The sequence below is a fragment of the Polyangium fumosum genome, from assembly GCF_005144585.1.
Taxonomy (GTDB): Bacteria; Myxococcota_A; Polyangia; order Polyangiales; family Polyangiaceae; genus Polyangium; species Polyangium fumosum.
The window spans coordinates 1-17,034 of sequence record NZ_SSMQ01000125.1; the positions used below are offsets into that span (position 1 = coordinate 1).

A 17,034-nucleotide genomic window follows, 5' to 3' on the forward strand; every position below is an offset into this window, starting at 1 on the left:
GGGGCGCGCGCCGGCGGCGGGGCGCACGGCCGCGCGCGCAGCGGGGCCTCCGGCCGCGCGACCCATCATGCCGAACGCCGGGCCTGGCTGCGGTACGACCGGACGCACGCCGGCCGACGCGGGCCCCCTCGTGGAGGCCGGTCCGGCGGCCGCGGCGGGTGCGAGGTTCGCCCCGGAGGGCGCCGGCTTTCGCCCCGGCACCATTGGCACCTTCATGAGCGACGTCTTCGCGTTCTCGTCGTCTTCCAGGAGATCGTGCGCCCTCGGCAGCGGCGCGCCGGGCACCGTCGCGGCTGCGAGCGCGGTGACCGCCGGCATGTTGGGCACCGTCTGCGCGGAGGCGCGCGGGGACGACGCCGGGCCCGCCTCGCGCTTCGCCATCGCCGCGCGCGCCACGGCCTGCATCGCGGGCATCTGCCGCATGACCGTGCGTGCGTCGTCCTCGTCGTCGTCCTCCGGCTGATCGTCGGCGAGCGCGGGCAGATCCTTCACCGTCGAATCCGGGTGCCACGACTCGAGCGCTTGCCGGAGCGCGGTGATCGTCGAGGCGCGGCGACTCGCATCGCGCTCGAACGCGGCATCGAGGATGTGCTGCAGATCATCGTCGCCGACGTCGAACGACGAGAGCGGCGCGGGGGACGTCGAGACGATCTTCTGCCGGATGCCGTCCTCGTCGCTCGCGTGGAAGGGGCTCGCGCCCGTGAGGAGCGTGTAGAGCGTCGCGGCGGCGGCCCACGTGTCGTCGGCGAGCGCCTTGGTCCCTTTGAGGACCCGCTCCGGCGAGTGGAAGTCGGCTCGGTTCGGCGCGGAGGGGCCTGCGACGAGCATCCCGAGCGAGGTGCGCGACACGGCCGCCGTCTTGACGGCCGCGGGCGACACGCCGCCGTGCGCCTGCCCGCGCGAATGCAGCGCTTCGAGCTTCTTCGTGAGCCGGATGGTCCAGCCGACGGCGTCGAGCTCGTTCAACGGGCCGTCACGTGCAATCCGATCCGCAAGCGTTTCCACCGGAGTCCTCAGCCTAGTTGCCGGAGCGACCCGTCGTCTACGACGACGCTCGTTCGCTCGTGGGAAAATCTGCTACGGTCGCCGCGTCATGGGCCTGCGTGGTCGCTTTCCTCGGTCGACATGGCCCACGTGGCTTCTTTCGCTTGCCCTGCTCGGGTGCCAGCGCGAGCTCGACATGGCCAAGCATTACGACGATCGCAACGCGGCCACAACGATCCGCTACATCGGCGTTCGCGAGGCGACCCGGCAGTACCCCGACTACGGCGTCATCCAAAGCACGATTCTCGCGGAAGGCGGCGGCGCGAAGAAGGAAGGGCGTGCCCCGTGAGCCGCGTGCTCGCGCGCACGCCCGTCATGGCCGCGTTCGTCGCACTCGTGAGCGGGCTCGTCGGCTGCGCCTCGCCGCAGAAGCTCGCCGCGGAGCTCGTCGCCGCGGCGACGCCGGGGCACCTCCGGCCCGTCGTGGCGTGCTGGGAGCAGGAGTACGAGGCGTCCGGCTTCCAGGGCGAGTACATGGCCACGATCGACCTCGAAATCTCGGGCTCGGAGGTCATCGAGAGCGCGCGCATCACCGCGCTCGATCCGACGGGCGAGAGCCGAAGCGAGCGAGACACCGGCCCGTTCCGCGCGTGCCTGGAGAAGGCCTTCGTCGGGATCGAGCTGCCGAGCCAGGCGGACGCCGACGGGCCCGGCTACAGCTCCGTCGTCGGGGTCTCGGTGCGCAACTACAAGTTCGCGTTCCTCGGCGATCAGGACGAGCGTCGCAAGCGCGCCGGAGGCCGGCAAGCGCACGTGCTCATCGGGCCGCGCGCCGATCGATGCCAGGGCCTCTACGTCTACCATCCGCCGCGCGACACCTCCGCGCTCTTCACGGAGATCGCGCTCGGCAAGACGAGGGCGGAGAGCGCGCGGGGCAAGGATCGGGATCAGCTCGCGCGCGAGCTGCAGAAGACCTACGATCTCCAGCTCGAGCTCGCCGCGCGGCTCCGGTCCGATCTCGCCGACACCTCCCTCCCGCCGGTGAACCGCAAGCGGCTCACCGAGGCGCTCGATACCGCGCGAACGGAGGCGCGAGCGACCGGGGCGGCCATCGGCTGCAAGCCTTTCGAAGACCGACGGTAGCCCTCGGAAAAGACTAGCGTCCGCCCGCCTCCGGCCGCATCACGTGGGGGAGGGTACTCATGACGGTGACGAGGGCAGATCTCGAGCGTTGCCTCGACCTCGTGAAGGGCTCAGTCGTCGAGCCACGCGTGGGCCTGTTCGGCCCCACGAGCCGGACCTGGCACATCGCGCGAGAAGGTGTCGTCTTCCTCGCCGGCGGCGCGGCCGCGCTCCAGCAGCTCGCGCACCCCTTCGTCGCGCACGGCGTCGCCGAGCACTCGGTCACGCGCGAGGACACCTTCGGCCGCTTCCTGCGCACCTTCGAGAACGTCTACGCGATGATCTTCGGCCCGCTCGATCGCGCCCTCCGCTCGGCGCGGGCCGTCCACGCGATCCACGAGCGCGTGACCGGCGTGATGCCCTTACCGGCCGGATCGTGGTCCGCGGGCGCGCGTTACCAGGCGAACGACAAGGGCGCGCTGCGCTGGGTCTTCACGACCTTGATCATCAACGCGGTGCGCGCCTACGAGCTCGTCATCGATCCGCTCGAAGAGCACGAGAAGGACGACTATTACGCCGAGTCGCGGCGCTTCGCGCTCCTCTTCGGGCTCGAAGAGGACGACCTGCCGCCCTCGTTCGCCGCGTTCGAGCGCTCCTTCGACGACACGGTCCGTTCGGGCGCGATCGTCGTCACGCCGCCCGCGCGCGAGCTCGCGGATTACCTCCTCGCGCCGCCGCACCCCGCGCTCGGCCTCGCCTGGCGCTGGTACACCCTGGTGACGGCGTCGCTCCTGCCCGAGCCGCTGCGGGAAGGGTTCGGCTTCTCGTTCGGGCCGCGCGAACAGGCGCGCGTGGAGACCTCGATCCTCGCGATCCGCCGCGCCTATCCCCGCATCCCCGCCCGGCTCCGCCACGTCCCCGCCTACACCGCGGCCGAGCGCCGCCTCGCGTCCGGCGACGCCTACGTCCGGGAGCCCGACACCGGCCGCCCCTTCCTGCTCAAGCTCCTGCTGCGCATGAGCCGCGCCGCAGTGCTTTAGTCCCGAGGGGGACGCAGCTCTACCCCCGCGCCGGCCGCCGCCGCTCCTTGAACCACGCGCGCACCTTGCGCATGCGCGAGAGCTGCTTCCACGGCGCCCGCATCTTGCACGTCGACGCCTCGTCCGTGCCTTCCTTCGCGCCCCAGCGCACCTCGGGGCAGTCGTTCGGGTTGTATCCGACCTCCAGCGACTCGGCCCGCGAAACCACGTCCGCGAGCGAAAGCGAAAACGACGCCCCGTCACTCCGCACGTACGAAAATCGCCGCGCTTCGAGCTCGCGCGCGAGCGTCGCGTCGAGCTCCGCGCGCACCTCTGCCGCTGTCTTCCCCGACGGCATCGCGTATCGCTCCGGCCTCCGCTCGACGCGCGCCGGTAGCGCGCGGGCCACGTCGATCGCCACGAGCAAGCGCAGATCGCGCGACGGCGTGGAGAAATCCTCCCACGGCCCCACCGTCTGGAAGATGCTCGCCTCGTCGGGCATCTCCACCGATTTACCGCCGTCTTGCCGGTATTTTCGCCCGTTCTCCACGGACACGACGCGCCCCTTCACCTGCTCTTCCAGCGCGTCGATCGTCTCGATCAGCGCGCGTGTCGGATCGAGCGGCAGCGGCGAGAGCACGTCGTCGACCCGATCGTAAAACCCCTCCACGCCGTGCTCGTACTGCTCCATCGCGTGATCGCCGTGATCCGGGTGCGCGGCGATCTCCTGGTTCGACAGCGCGCGCAGCGCCCCGCGCTCCACCACGAGCGGACGGAACCGCTTGAAGCCTGGGCCGCCGAGCGAAGGATCGAGCGCGAAGAGAAAGTTCCCCCGCCAGTACCGACGCCGCGCAACCGTCCCATCCGGCTGCCCGTCCACCGCGAGCAGCATCCCCGCCCGCTCGCTCGTCTGGGGCACGCGTTTCACCACGACGAGCACGTGCCCGTACGGATCCGCGTAGATCGTCCCCGGCCGGAGGGATCGTTCGTCGAGACGAACGGGATAAAAATCGGTCTCGTCGTCGTCGCCTGCGGTTCGACCCGTCCCCGAGTGCACCGTGTCCGCCAGCGTCGTGCGCACGAACTCCGCGAAGCCCGCCATCGGATCCGTGCGCGCGTGCCGCGGCCATTCGAGGCTCGTCCGCGGCCGCTTGCAGAACGGCGCGCGCCCGCCGCCGCCGCGCGTGCACGACGAGTACGCGAACGGCAGCCCCATTTTGAACGCAAAATAAGCCCTGAGCGCGTAGGGCAGATCCGCGCAGTCCGGATCGAGCACCGGCGCGTCGGGCCCGGCATCGTCCTCGCCGCGGCCGAGGTGGTCGTGCAGCAAATTCCGCTTCGGATCCCGGAGCGCCTCGTGCAGCGCCGGGAACGTGAGCGACTCGCCGAGCGGCGCGTCGAAGAGCGCCTCGATCCACGCCGCGTACAGGTTCTCCGTCGCCTTCCCCCATGCCCCGGAGAGCGGCCACATCCCGCGCGCGGCCCGCGGCGGCTCCTCCGTGTCGTCGATCGTCACGTCCTTGCACGCGCGCGCCGCCTGCGCCTCGGCGAGCACCACACGCAGCGTCCTCGCCTCGGGCGCGGGCACGGTCGTGTTCCAGAAGTACGGTCCTGCGCCGCGCCGCTCGTCCGCGCGGACCACCGTTTTTCCGCTCTCATCCAGAACGACGAGCGCCCCCGCGCTCGCTTCATCGGCGACCGCGAGGATCCGCAGCGGCTGCCCGGGGCGCGGTTTGCGCGGCGAGACGAAGATCGCGAACGCGGGCGTGTCCGTGCACGAATCGATCACCAGAGGCGGATCGTTCGTCGGAACGAACGCCGCGGCCGAGGCCACGGGCAGCGCCGTCCCGGCGAGCCCGCGGGCTGCCGTGAGGGGCGAGGCGCGCCCACCGGGCTCGCCACAACCGGCGAGCGCCGCGAGCAGGAAGAAGGCCCGAAGCCGCAGCATGGCCGACACTTACCGCGGCGGAAAGTCGGGAAGCAATAACCTAGAAGCTGTATTTCGCGCGGGTGAACACGGTCGACCCGCCCGTCTCCGGGGAGCCGAACTTCGTGTAGGGCTTGCCGAGCTGGAGCAGGGCCCCGGCCGCCAGCTCCAGCCCATTGCCGAAGTTGTAATCGAGCTCGGGGAAGATCACCATCGAGAACCCCTCGGCGCTGAGCGGCGAGATCTTCCTCTGCACGCGTTTCCCTTGCTCGTCGTCCCACGTGTCCTCCACGAGCGGCGTCGCGTCGAGGATCGTGAACAGCCGGAACATGCCCGCCTGGTTCGCGAACTTGAAATCGGCGCCCAGCACCACGTAATCGCCGAGCCGCGGCCGCAGGATCTCCCGCGAGCACGTCTGGCCGTTCTTCGAGAGCGCGCACGCGAGCACATTCGACCCCTCGATCACGCCGCTCTGCCGGACCGTATACCCTTCCTTGATCCAGTCGCCCGCGCCGTACTCGTCCACGAGCCCGTGCACCCACATCGCGTTCACGTACACGTGCTCCCCGAACGTGTAATCGAGGCCGAGCACCCATTTCAAGAACGGCGTGTTGTCCACGACGAGCGGCTCCCGCCCGCCGGGGCCGCCGGGCTGCCCGTCGCCGTCGTAATCGTATTCGCCGGCGGCCTGCGGGATCCCCAGCGCGAGCGCGTCGTTCGTCAGCCGGATCGACTGGCTCTGCGGCACCACGAGCGCGCCTTCGAAGCGATACCCGAGCCCGTTGATCTCCTCCGAGATCCACGAGAACGGGTTCACCTCGCCCGTCACGTTCAGCCCGTAGACGTGCATCCGCGGATACTCGAGCGTCACGTCCGTGAGCAAGAGCCCTTCGACGCAATCGTTCGTATCGCTCGGGTTGCAGCGCCGACCGAGCGCCTGGCGCGTGTGGTTGCTCCGTGGCTGCGGGAAATCCGTGCGGCCGTTGTAATACGAGAGCGCGACGTCGTGCTCCTTGATCGTGCCCGCGATCCGGTAGGCGACCTGCATGTTGTCGAACGTCGGCTCGGGCAGCACGGGCGTCACGTTGCCGATGATCGTCGGATGCCCGAAGAGCGTCTGCGCCGCGGCCTGCTCGGCGACCACGCGCTGCCGCAGCGAATCCGAGACGAACGGCAATCGGTCGAGCTGCGCCACCGCGAGCGAGCCCGAGAGCGGCAGCATCGCGGGCTTGAAGAGCGGCACGAGCACGCCGGAGATCGACCAGTCCTCGTTGATCCAGTAATCGGCCTTCACCATGAAATTGGCGACCTGCCGGCCGAAGAGCAGCGGATCCCGCAGATCGTCGGGGTTCAAGTTGTTCGTCGGGTTGAACTGATCCCCGACGCCCCAGGAGACGACCTGCTGGCCAATGCGCAGATCGAGCCCCTTCACGAAGATCCCCTCGGCCTCCATGTAGATCGAGCGCGCTTCGAGGCGGTACGGCTCGGCCTTCTCGACCCGCGAGAGGTCGCCGATGGCCGTCATTCGCTCGGGAACCCCGCTCCACACGAAATCGACCGCCGCGACGCCGTGGAACCGCCCGTAATTCGCTTCGAGCTTCAGGCCGAGCGTATTCCAGTTGCGCTCGACGCCCGCCGGCAGCTCCTGCCGCGAATACCATTCGCCCACGCCCACGGGCTGCATGCGGAAGCGCAGATCGCTCTGGATGCGGCCGCTCCAGTCGAGCTCGAGCTCGTCGGCCTGGGCGCTTGCTGTGCCGAGCAGGAGGGCGAGGGCGCAGACGGTCGCGCTGCCCCGACGAACGTGGCGGTACATGCTTCTTTTGACCTCGGGTCCTGAAAAACGTCGCGCCGCCCGTCCCGTCGAGCGGGAGGGGCGGCGCGCGTATCTACTCTATCTCGGGCGAGGCGAAATCTACTTTTCGAGGCTGCGCTTCGAGAAGAGGTCGTCGCTCATCTCCTCGTTCACCTTCCACGCCTTGCGCACCATCTTCGTCCAGTGGCCGCCCTTCGTGTGGTCGACCATCTTCAGCTCCTGCGGGCTGCAGACATTACCCTGACAGTCGTAGGTCGCGCGCGTCTCGGTCTTCACGTGGTTGCCCGCCGCGTTGAAGTACTTGATCTCCGTCGGCAGGTTCTTGTCCTTCGCGATCTTGAACTCGATCTTGCCGTGGGGGACCGTTTGCCCCGACTTCGCCGTGGCCACGAGCTTCATCTCGGCGGCCGCGTCGGAGGCGACCTGGGCGTCGTAGAGCGGCGCGTAGCTCTGGTTTGCGAGGTCGTCCTGGCTGAAGGCGAGGCCCATGAAGCCCTGGTCGGTCACGTGGCTCGCGATGCGGCGGATCTTCCCGAACGCCGGCAGGTACACGTACATCTGCGTGGGCGAGAGGATGAGGACCTTGGTCCCCTTCATGTCGGCCGGAGCGGTGAACTCCGTGAGGCGCTTTTCGCCCTTCATCCAGACCTTGAGCGCCATCTTCTTCTCGGGCTTGCCGGGCTCTTGGTTCACGACCTCGTACTCGTAGTACTGGGTCTTGGCGCGGTTCATCGCCTCGTCCATCCCCTTCAAGGCCTTGTCGCCCGGGGGATCGGCGTTCGCGTGACCCGCCCAGAGCAAGGCGGCGGCGAGGAGGGGGGCGGAGGCGGAAAGCCAACTACGGAAGATTCTGCTCATCTCGAACCTCGTTACGTTCAGGGGCTCGTGCTCGTGTCGAGAACTGCGTCCGACGCCTCGGACGAAGGGACGGCGGGAGCTATTCTAGATCCATCGCCGTAGTAGCGCGTTTTGCGGGCGAAGAGAGGGATCACCAGCAGGGTCGCGAGGGCGGCCGTGATCATCGCCGCGGCTGTCAGGCCCCCGACGTTCTGCAGGGGACGCGCGTCGCCGAGGGTGAGCACGAAAAAGCCGGCCGCGACCATCAGCGCGTTCATCCAGATCGCGGGGCCCGTTTGCCGCGCGGCCGCCGTGGCCGCCTCCGTCAGCGAGGATTTGTCCGGCGCGCTCCAGGCGACCATCAGGTGCACCGCATAGTCCACGCCGGCCCCGATGATCAAGCTCGCCAGCATCGACGTGCCGATGTCGAGCCGCACGTCGAGCAGGCCCATCCCGCCGTAGATCACCGCCATCGTCAGCATGATCGGCAGGATGCCGAGCAGGCCGCTCCAGAACGATCGGAAGAGCGCAGCCATGATGAGGAGCACGCAGCCGAGCGCGAAAAACAGGCTCTTCCACTGGTTCGACTCGACGCTCCGCGACAGGCCCGCGTGCATCACGGGCAGGCCCGTCACCGAGACGCCGAGCTTCTGCGCCGCCTCCCCCGCGGCCGCCGGGAGCGCGACGGACGGGACGTCGAGGTCGAGCAGCGCCATCGCGATCGCCGTATGAAACCGCTCGCTCTTCGGACCCTCGGGCGGCGTGATCTTCATCGCGGCGACGAGCTCCTTCGCCCGCGCCATCGCCTCGCTCCGACGCCAGATCTCGTCCAGGGGCCGATCGACCGTATCGGCGAGGTCGGTCACGAGCGTGTCGGTCACGGGTTTGTCGAGGGCTTGTGCGATCGTCTCCGGGAGCTTCGCCGCTTCCGGTCGCGGGCCGAGCGCCGTGAGCGCGCGCGCGACCTTGTCGATCGCCTCGGGGCTCTCGAGCTCCACGCTGCACTCCTCGGAGCCGAGGAACCGCGCGAGCGCCGCCTTCACGGGCTCGGACGCGTCGGGCGCCTTCCCCGCCCCGAGGTGCTCGACGAGCTTCGTCTCCTCGGGCAAGGAAACTCCGTATTGACGGCCGATGGCGGCGATGCGGCTCGTCGCGATCGTCCGCGCCCGCGCCAGGGCCTCGTCCTTCCGGGGCCCCTTCGCCTCGGCCACCGTGTACTGCGCGGCGATCGCCGTGCCCGTGACCGCGCGGATCTGCTCGATCAGCGGCTCCGTCTCGGCGGCGAGGTTCGTGTCGAGCTTGACCTGCAACAGCGCCCGTTGCCGGTCGTCCGTGACGAGCTGCGTGACCGCCTTTTTCCCTTCCATGAAGCCGTAGAGCAGCTTCACCTTGGCGGCCGTGTCCGGGATGCGCCGGTCGCCTTCCATCGCCTCGTTGAGCTGCGCGACCACGGCGCCCACGTGGTTGACCGAGCTCACGTGGGGCAAGAGCGCGATGCGATCGGCGAGGACCCGGAGCTCGCGCAGGACGACCGGGTCGGTCATGTCGCCCTCGACCTGGATCTGCAGGAAGAGCGAGCCGCCGAAATGGTCGCGCAGGAACGTCTCGGCCTGATCGGGCGGGCTGTTCTTCGAGAAGAACGCCGCGTTGTCCATGCGGCTGTCGAGCTTGCCGACGTAGATGCCGCTCGTGATCGTCAGGGCCGCGAGCGCCGCGCCGAGGGCCACCCGCCGCCGCTGCGGCAGCGTCGCGAGCCACACGTGGAAACGCGCGGGCCCCTGCGCCTCGGCCGGCTTTCCTTTCAGCCGCACGAGGTAAATCACCGCGGGCACGAACGTGAGCGAGAGGATCAGGGTGATCAGGATGCCGAGCGCCGTGAAAATGCCGAACGTGCGCAGCGGCGCGATGTCCATGACGAGGAAGGACAAAAGGCCCACCACCGTCGTCAGGCCGCTGGCGATGACCGGCGGACCGAGCTCGCAGAGCGTCTGGACGAGGGCCGTCGCCGGATCCTTTTGCTCGTGGGCCACGGGGTAATACCGGGCGAGGATGTGCACGGCATACGCGCTGCCGAGGGCGAACAGAATGACCGGGAGCGAGCCGAGCACGACGTTCACCGACACGCCGAGCGCGCCCATGAGCCCGAGGGACATCACGATTCCGAGGCCCGTGGAGAGCAGCGCGAGGCCGGCGCCGATGAAGTCGCGGAACGAGAGCACCGTGATGAGCACGATGACCAGGACCGCCCACGGCGCGAGCTTTCGCATGTCCTCCTGCGTGACGTCGTAGATGTACGTCGAAATGAACGGCGCGCCGCCCCAGTATTTCGCCTCGCGCGGAAATGCCTCTTCCACCGCGGCGCGGACCTTTTGCGCCACGACCTTCGGGTCGGCCCCGTAGCCCGCGAAGCAATAGAGGAGCGTGGCCTTTCCGTCCTCCGAGATCAGGTTGCCCACCACGTGATCCCGCGAAAACACCTTCTCGCGCAGCGCCGCCCGCTCCTCGGGCGTCTCGGGGATCTTGCCGACGAGGTAATCGTTCGTGATGCCGCCCTTCTGCGGATCCGCCACGAAATCGTCCATGTTCGTCAGCGTCATCGCGTAGCCGACGCCGTCCGTCTCGTTCAGACGTTTCGTCAGGTCCCGAAGGCGCGTGAGGAATTCGGGGGCGAGCGCGTCGTCCGTGCTGATTCCGACGAGCGCGATGTCGAGGCTGCCGAATCGCTTGCTCACGTCGTAGAAGACGCCCACCTCCGGGTTTTCACGCGGCAGGAACGAAAGCACGTCGTCGTCGCGATCGACCCGAGACGCAAAAAACAAGCTCGCCAGCGAGAGCAAGAGGACCACGAGGACGATGGCCCACGCCGTCGTTCGACGAACGATGAACTGTGCGAAAGCTTGCATGCAGAGGAGTTCCTGACTTCGGGACGGCCGCGGAGCAAACCGAAGCCAAAGGGCGATGTCAAGCGCGCAGACGCCCAGGACGTGCCCATCGAAGGCGCGCCGCGTGGTGGATGCAATGCGGTGTTCTCGCGCTGCTATCGCAATGCAAGTGTCAGCGGGATGCCGGTGCGGCCGAGGGCGCCTGGGGCGCAGACGGCGCAGGCGAGCGCCGCGCGAACAAACCGATGACCGCCAGCACGCCCACGAGCGCGAGGACGCCGATCGCGAGGATCACGAAGCCGATCCAGCGTCGTTCGGGCGCCGCCGGTGGCGCGGGCGGATAGGGCATGGCGGCCTGATTCTGACCGGTCATGGCCTGCCAGTTCGGCTGCGGCGGCGCCTGCGGATTCGGCCCGCCCCACGCCGCCCTTTGCGCCTCGGGCAAACCCTGGAGCGGCATCGTTCCTTGCGGGCTCGCCATCCCGAGCGGCGCGGCTTGCGGCGGCGCTCCCACCGGCGGTCCGCCGGACCAGCCGCTCGGCATGGCGCTCCGTGGGACGTTCATCTGCGGCTCGGGCTGCGAAGGCGGTACGCCCTGCGGATACGAGGGCGGCGGTCCCGGCATCTCCTTCATCGGAGGCGGCGCGCCTGGCATCGGGTTTCCCGTGAACGCCGCGAGCGGGATCGTCTTCGCCACCTTGTGGCTCGCCGGCGACGACGTCGAGGGCGGCGGCCCGGTCACCCCCGGCCGATACACCATCGTGACCGCGAGCCCGCCCTCGTCGCCGTCGTCCGAAGACGCCTGCGCGCCACCACTCCGCATTCTCTCGACGATCGGTTCGAGCCGCGCGACGATCTCGGCCGCCGACGCGATGCGCGCCCGCTTGTCGCGCACGATGCACCCGGCGACGATCTCGTCGATCGCCGGATCGATGCTGGGCACGACCTCACGGAGCCGCGGGATCGGGGCCGTGAGGACCGCGTGGATCAGATCCGGGCCGCGGCCCGCGAACGGCCGCTGACCCGCGAAGAGCTCGAACATGAGCACGCCGTACGACCAGATGTCCGTGCGCGGATCGAGATCGGGCGCGCCGGCGATCTGCTCGGGGCTCATGTAGGCAGGCGATCCGAGCAGGCCCCCGGGCACGGTGAGCATCTCCTCGGCGCCCATCGGCTTGCAGAGGCCGAAATCGAGCACCTTCACGAGCTCGTCCGGGGCGCCCGCCTCGTGGTGCAGGAAGACGTTCGCGGGCTTGAGATCCCGATGGATGATCCCCTGCGCGTGCGCGGCGGTGAGCGCGCGTCCGACGTCCCGCGCGATGGGCAAGGCGCGCGCGACATCCATGCTGCCGTCGCGCTTCACGCAGCCATAGAGCGTGTCGCCCGAAAGAAGCTGCATGACGAGGAAGGGATCTTCGTCCGCGGTCTCGCCGACGTCGTAGACCTCGACCACGTTCCGGTGCGCGATCTGCCCGGCCGCGCGGGCCTCGCGCAGGAGGCGGCGCCGCAGGTTGTCCGTCGCGTTCACGATGAGCTTCACCGCGACGCGGCGGGAGGTCATCTCGTGCACGGCCTCCCAGACGACGCCCATCGCGCCCTGGCCGAGCCTACGAGCGAGGCGGTACTTGCCGCCGACCAGGTCACCGGCCTTCATGCGTGGGTGGCATCGTACCACCGCGGCGACGTCCTCCGGGAAGAATCGTTCTAGAGTAGGCGCCCATGCCGTCACTGATCTCTCGCGCGGGCCAAGGCGCCCTCCTCGTGTCGTTCGTCCTCGTCGCGGGCTGCCGCGACGAGCCGTCTCCCACGCCGGAGGGCCGTGTTTCCCAGGTGCCCGCGAACGAAAAGCCCGCTCCTACGTCCCTCGCCTCGGCGAGCCCCAAGGCCACGCCGGCCCCGAAGCCCACGCCCGCGCCCACGCCCCGCGCGAGCGCCGCGCCCGCGTCCGCGCCGAGCGCCTCCGCGTCCGCGGCCGTCGAGCCCCCGGCCCTGCCGCCCGATCCGCCGTTCGACTGCGACATCGTCCTCACGCCCGAGGAGATCAAGGCCGCGTGTGGCGTCGAGGTCGAGGCCGACGCGAAGCAGCCGACCGAGGACGTCGGCGCCGAGCCCACCTGCAGCCGTCGTTGGAACAGCAAGGATGCGGGCACGTTGAGCCTGCTCGTCGTGCGCCACGCGAGTGACGCCGAGGCCAAGGACCGCTTCAAGGACATCGAGGGCGAGGTGAGCGGGATCGAGGCGATTTCAGGCCTCGGCGACGTCGCGCGCCGCTACGTGAAGAAGGGCGCGGGCGGGCACCCGATCTTCAACGTCGAGGTCGTGAAGGGCCGCTTCGACGTCCAGATCTTCAACCCGAAGATCACGCTCGGCGACACGACGGTCGGCCCGGTGTGTGATCACGCGGGGCTCGAAAAGCTGCTCGCCAAGGCGGTGACGCGCCTGCCTTGATCACGCTCAGCCGGGGGGGCTCTGGATCGGCCGGACCGTCCCGTCCGCGCCGATGCGGATCGCCTTGATGCCGCTCACCGCGTGGAGAAGCAAGATGGCCGCGTCTCCACGCGGAAAGAGCCGCATCGCATGCAGCCGCCCCGCGCCGTTCACGTCCTGGCTCGCCTCGTCGTAGACCACGACGTCGGGTGCGGTCGTGATCGACGCAGGCGTCGCGATCCGCGCGCGCACGCCTGCGTCCGGCGTCCGCCAGACGACGAGCAGCCGTTCGCCGAAGGACGCCGCGAGCACGGGGCTCTCGCCGTTCGACGGCGGCGCCGGGCGCGACATCGGATCGCGACCCCGGAAGAGCTCCTCGAGCGCGAGGACGATCGGCTTGCAACTGTCCTTGTTGCACCACGCGCGCCGCACCTCGTGGGTCGTGTCCGCGCCGTCGCCCCGGCGGAGCACGAGCGTCGCCTGCGCCGCCTCGTCGTCGCACGTGACGATCTCGGAGACCACGACCGTGCCTGCGGGCCGCGGCAGCTCGTCGGCGCGTACGAGCGGAGAGCCGCCGCGATCCTGGCGGCGCGTCATCCACATCGAAGCGCCGTCCCGCGCGAGGATCACGAGGCTCTTCGGCGCGCGGCACGCGGCGAGGTGCACGGCGTCGTGCGGGAGCGCGCCGGCGTCCTCGATCGGACCTGTCGGACCTTTGACGGCGCCGAGCCGCCGCAACAAGAGGTGCGGTTTGCCCGCGCGCGGCTCGATCCACGCGAGCGCGTCGCCGAGCACGAACACGCTGGAGAAGCGCACCCGCGGCGGCGGATCGATCCGCACGCGATCGAGCCGCCGCGTGCCTTCGCTCCGATCGAGCCAGAGCGCGAGCTCCTCGCCGCGCTTGCCGAGCTCCATCTCGACGACCCCCACGACCTCCTTCGCCGTCGAGAACCCGCCGACCACGTGGTACGGCTCGCCGAACGCCTGCCCCGTGTCTGCCCGGTAAAACGTCGATCGCGCCGAGCTTCGATCGGCGACAAGACCGGGCCCCTCGTCGTCGGCCGCGGGCCAGAGGTGTGGCCGCGGCAGGCGGGCGCGCGGCGCGAGCGGCACACACGACGCGGCGTCGAGGCCCGCGGGGAACAGGCACGTCGTGTGCGGACCGCCCCGATCGCCGCGGAACACGAGCCGCAAGGTTCGTCCCGGAACGAGGTCCGCGGCGTGATCGCCGAACCCGATCCGCTCGGCGAGGTTCGGCGCGTCGAGGTCGGCCGGCGACGCGGGCGCGGGCGGCAGCGGCACCTCGCTCGGCCCGCCGTCTGGATCGACCAGGCTCCAGAGCGACGGGAGCGGGAGATCCGTGCGGGTATACATGTCCCGCGCCTTTTCGATCACGCGGGCCGCGAGATCGGGCGGCGGCGCGAAGGCCGCGCGACCCCTGCGCCGCTCGGCGTCCGCGAGCGCCTCGGCGTGCGCGGCGCATCGACCGGGCCATCCTGGGCCCGTCGTGGAGAGGCGCTCGGGATCGGGCAGCGAAACGGCCGTGAGCAGGATCCTCCGCAGCCGCTCGTCCGGCGTCTCGCGCGCGGCGGGCGGCTCGCCGAAGAGGCAACGGAAGAGCGCCGCGCCCGCGCGTTTCGCGTCGCGCGCCGCCGTGAGGCGCGGCAACCCGAACCAGACGCCCGCCGCGGCGAGCGCGAGCCCGAGCGCGCCGAGCGCGCCGATCACGAACCTCCGCCGCCGGTTCGCGCCGCCCTCGGGTTTCGCTTCGGCTTGCGCTGGGGTGGCTTCGCCCTCGGGTTTGTCTTCGCTCACGGCCAATCGCTCGTCTGCGAGAGGATATACGATCTCCTGGGGCACGAGGTGAGCGCCTCGTCGCCCCGATTGACGCCCGCCCTTTTTTGGCAGTAATGGGAGGAAGGTTCGCCCCCCAAAATTCAGCACCGAGAGGTCGACCATGACCGACCCCTGCATGGATCCGTACGAGGCCATCGCCTATGGCCGCTTCACCGCGGCGCAGATCAACACGCTTTTGCTCGGGCTCGATCTCGAGCTCGACGGGACCCTCCGGCTCATGGCCAGCCGCGTGGCCACGGCCAGCGAGTCGCTCGAAGCGGCCTTGCTCCGCGCGGGTGTCCCCGAGCTCTTCCTGCATCGCGCAGCCGAAGGCGCGCCCGACGCGGTCCAGGCCGCGCGCGAGACGCTGCGGAGCCTGGTCCACGATGCCGAAGCTTGCCGCGACGGCTTCATGCTCACGTCGCGCCTCTTGCAGGGAGAATCGCTCAGCACGGCCGTGCGCCGCACGCCGACGAAGCTCATCACGCGGCTCGCGCACGCGCGCGAGGCGATCGAGAAGATGAAGGATGTGCTGCCCGAGCACGCGTCCTGGTCGGCCCGTGTGGAGCAAGCGCGGGCTGCGCTCGCGGCGTTCGACGACGAGGTGCACGCGGGCCGCTCGGAGCGGCGCTCGATGACGGCGGACGTCGCCACGGCGTGGAACACGTGGCAACGGGCGTACGCGTCGGCCAAGCATGTGGTGCTCGGGGTGCTGGCGGGTGTCGACAAGGTGCCGCTGATCCGGGAGGTATTCGACGACCTCGCGGACGAGAGCCCCTCGCGGCTCAGCCAGCTCCCGCAGGTGCCGGCAACGTATTGAGGCGGGGCGGGGGCGGGAGCGGGAGCGGGAGCGGGAGCGGGAGCGGGAGCGGGAGCGGGAGCGCAAGCGCGAGCGCAAGCGCAAGCGCGAGCGCAAGCGCGGGGGGAACGGTATGCAGGGGATCCCGCTCGGGGACGGCGAGCGTACCGTCGTGCTCGGCCTCTTCAAGGCCAAGCCGTGCTCGTCGTCCTCGCGCTTCGCGCTCCGGGCGACTCCGCGCGGTGCTGCGCAGCCTTGAAGAGGCCTCCGCGCGACGGTGCGGGACGGGGGGCCCCGGCGATTGGGTCGTCGGGCGGAGGGCTCGTTATGCTCAAGCCCGGCAGCCAGCCGAGCGGGCCCGGGACATTCGATCTGTTGGGCTTCACGCACTACTGGGGGAGGACACTCGCTGGAAAGTGGTCCGTGAAGCGCAAGACAGCAAAGGACCGCTTCCGGATAGCACTCAAGCGAGTGAGTGACTGGTGTCGCAAGCACCTTCACGACGAAATCCGCCAGCAGCAGAGGGCACTTGGTGAGAAACTCCGAGGCCACTATGGGTACTACGGTATCCGTAGCAACTCGAAGTCAATCAACATCTTCTTCTACAAGGTGAAGATGACGTGGTGCAAGCGGCTTCGACGCCGCTCGCAATACGCCGAGATGAGCAGACGTCGCCGGACACGCTCTTGCAGGCGACGTACGGCATGTTTCGACTCAAGCGATTCCTGGCGAAACTCAGCTCCCGCCTCCGCGTCGCGGTGCTGCCGTACCTGGAAGGTCAATCGATTCCGGAAATTGCCTCCTCGCTCGGCATCAACACGAAAACCGTCTACAGCCGCCTGCTCCTCGCCCGGAAGCACCTGAAGACGTTCGCGCTCGCGTGACTCGCGCTCCCACTCCCGCTTGCGCTCCCACTCTCGCTCGCGCTTGCGCTCCCGCTCTCGCTCGCGCTTGCGCTCCCGCTTGCGCTCCCGCTCCCGCTCCCGCTTGCGCTCCCGCTCCCGCTCCCGCCTGCCTCCTCATCGGCCTCCCTTCCACCCTTGGCGCCCGCGCGCAGCAAGCCTCCCCCGCCAATCTTCCACCCTGTAGCACCCACCCGGACCGAGAGGACCGACGACATGCAAGCACCCGACGTGAACGCATCGAGCGAGGTCTACGAGAAACAGCGGCCGAGGGGTGGGCCGACGCCGAGACGCTGACGGGAGCGGCGCTCGAAAAGGCCTACGGAATGCTCCGCGCCGCATTCCCGGGGCAACGCTGTAGACGCTCACCCAAATCCGCGGAAAACGTGACCACGAGTTCGGCCTGGTGGGCGTCACGGCGCGTGTCGAGCCCTGGGGCGAGAAGTTCGTCACGACGACAAACCGCGCGTAGGACGGGGGCTT

The 17,034-nt window shown here is 69.6% G+C and carries 13 protein-coding genes; 6 read left to right on the top strand and 7 right to left on the bottom strand.

Features of this window, described 5'->3' with window-relative positions:
• Positions 1 to 1,005, bottom strand: a 1,005-nt coding sequence (locus E8A74_RS49735; RefSeq protein WP_136936240.1) for a serine/threonine-protein kinase, incomplete at its 3' end; no start/stop codon positions are given.
• A gap of 88 nt (positions 1,006 to 1,093) precedes the next feature.
• Here E8A74_RS49735 and E8A74_RS49740 point away from each other — a divergent pair.
• Genes E8A74_RS49740 through E8A74_RS49750 form a run of 3 tightly spaced genes read left to right on the top strand, consistent with a single transcriptional unit; the run spans position 1,094 to position 3,146 of the window.
• Positions 1,094 to 1,333 carry a hypothetical protein gene (locus tag E8A74_RS49740; protein ID WP_136936241.1) on the top strand — a complete coding sequence of 80 codons (240 nt, stop codon included), beginning with the start codon at positions 1,094 to 1,096 and terminating at the stop codon, positions 1,331 to 1,333.
• A complete protein-coding gene (locus E8A74_RS49745) occupies positions 1,330 to 2,127 on the top strand; it encodes a hypothetical protein (RefSeq protein WP_136936242.1) in 798 nt (265 codons plus the stop codon). The genes E8A74_RS49740 and E8A74_RS49745 overlap by 4 nt, the downstream gene beginning before the upstream one ends.
• A gap of 59 nt (positions 2,128 to 2,186) precedes the next feature.
• Complete coding sequence (locus E8A74_RS49750; protein ID WP_136936243.1) at positions 2,187 to 3,146, top strand: oxygenase MpaB family protein; 960 nt, start codon at positions 2,187 to 2,189, stop codon at positions 3,144 to 3,146.
• Between the two features lie 19 nt (positions 3,147 to 3,165).
• Here E8A74_RS49750 and E8A74_RS49755 read toward each other — a convergent pair whose 3' ends face one another.
• From E8A74_RS49755 to E8A74_RS49775, 5 genes are all read right to left on the bottom strand, one after another.
• Positions 3,166 to 5,073 carry a hypothetical protein gene (locus tag E8A74_RS49755; protein WP_211365641.1) on the bottom strand — a complete coding sequence of 636 codons (1,908 nt, stop codon included), beginning with the start codon at positions 5,071 to 5,073 and terminating at the stop codon, positions 3,166 to 3,168.
• Positions 5,074 to 5,113: 40 nt separating this feature from the next.
• Entirely contained in the window at positions 5,114 to 6,868 is a 1,755-nt protein-coding gene (locus E8A74_RS49760) for a DUF1302 domain-containing protein (protein ID WP_136936244.1), read from the bottom strand.
• Positions 6,869 to 6,967: 99 nt separating this feature from the next.
• A complete protein-coding gene (locus tag E8A74_RS49765; protein ID WP_136936245.1) occupies positions 6,968 to 7,726 on the bottom strand; it encodes an outer membrane lipoprotein-sorting protein in 759 nt (252 codons plus the stop codon).
• A gap of 17 nt (positions 7,727 to 7,743) precedes the next feature.
• Positions 7,744 to 10,608 (bottom strand): efflux RND transporter permease subunit, encoded by a 2,865-nt coding sequence (locus E8A74_RS49770; RefSeq protein ID WP_136936246.1) that lies wholly within the window; start codon positions 10,606 to 10,608, stop codon positions 7,744 to 7,746.
• Positions 10,609 to 10,759: 151 nt separating this feature from the next.
• Positions 10,760 to 12,241, bottom strand: coding sequence for a serine/threonine-protein kinase (locus tag E8A74_RS49775; RefSeq protein WP_136936247.1), 1,482 nt, complete (start codon positions 12,239 to 12,241; stop codon positions 10,760 to 10,762).
• A gap of 65 nt (positions 12,242 to 12,306) precedes the next feature.
• On the opposite strand from E8A74_RS49775, the gene E8A74_RS53645 reads away from it, so the two are divergent.
• Entirely contained in the window at positions 12,307 to 13,035 is a 729-nt protein-coding gene (locus tag E8A74_RS53645) for a hypothetical protein (protein ID WP_170229991.1), read from the top strand.
• 6 nt (positions 13,036 to 13,041) lie between these two features.
• Here the strand turns inward: E8A74_RS53645 and E8A74_RS49790 are convergent, their stop codons facing one another.
• Complete coding sequence (locus tag E8A74_RS49790) at positions 13,042 to 14,829, bottom strand: hypothetical protein (RefSeq protein ID WP_136936249.1); 1,788 nt, start codon at positions 14,827 to 14,829, stop codon at positions 13,042 to 13,044.
• Between the two features lie 142 nt (positions 14,830 to 14,971).
• On the opposite strand from E8A74_RS49790, the gene E8A74_RS49795 reads away from it, so the two are divergent.
• Both E8A74_RS49795 and E8A74_RS49805 read left to right on the top strand, forming a co-directional pair.
• The gene (locus E8A74_RS49795) at positions 14,972 to 15,670 is read left to right on the top strand and encodes a hypothetical protein (RefSeq protein WP_136936250.1); all 699 of its coding nucleotides are present in this window, start codon (positions 14,972 to 14,974) and stop codon (positions 15,668 to 15,670) included.
• Between the two features lie 599 nt (positions 15,671 to 16,269).
• Positions 16,270 to 16,533, top strand: a complete 264-nt coding sequence (locus tag E8A74_RS49805; protein WP_136936251.1) for an RNA polymerase sigma factor — start codon at positions 16,270 to 16,272, stop codon at positions 16,531 to 16,533.
• Positions 16,534 to 17,034 lie beyond the last annotated feature (501 nt).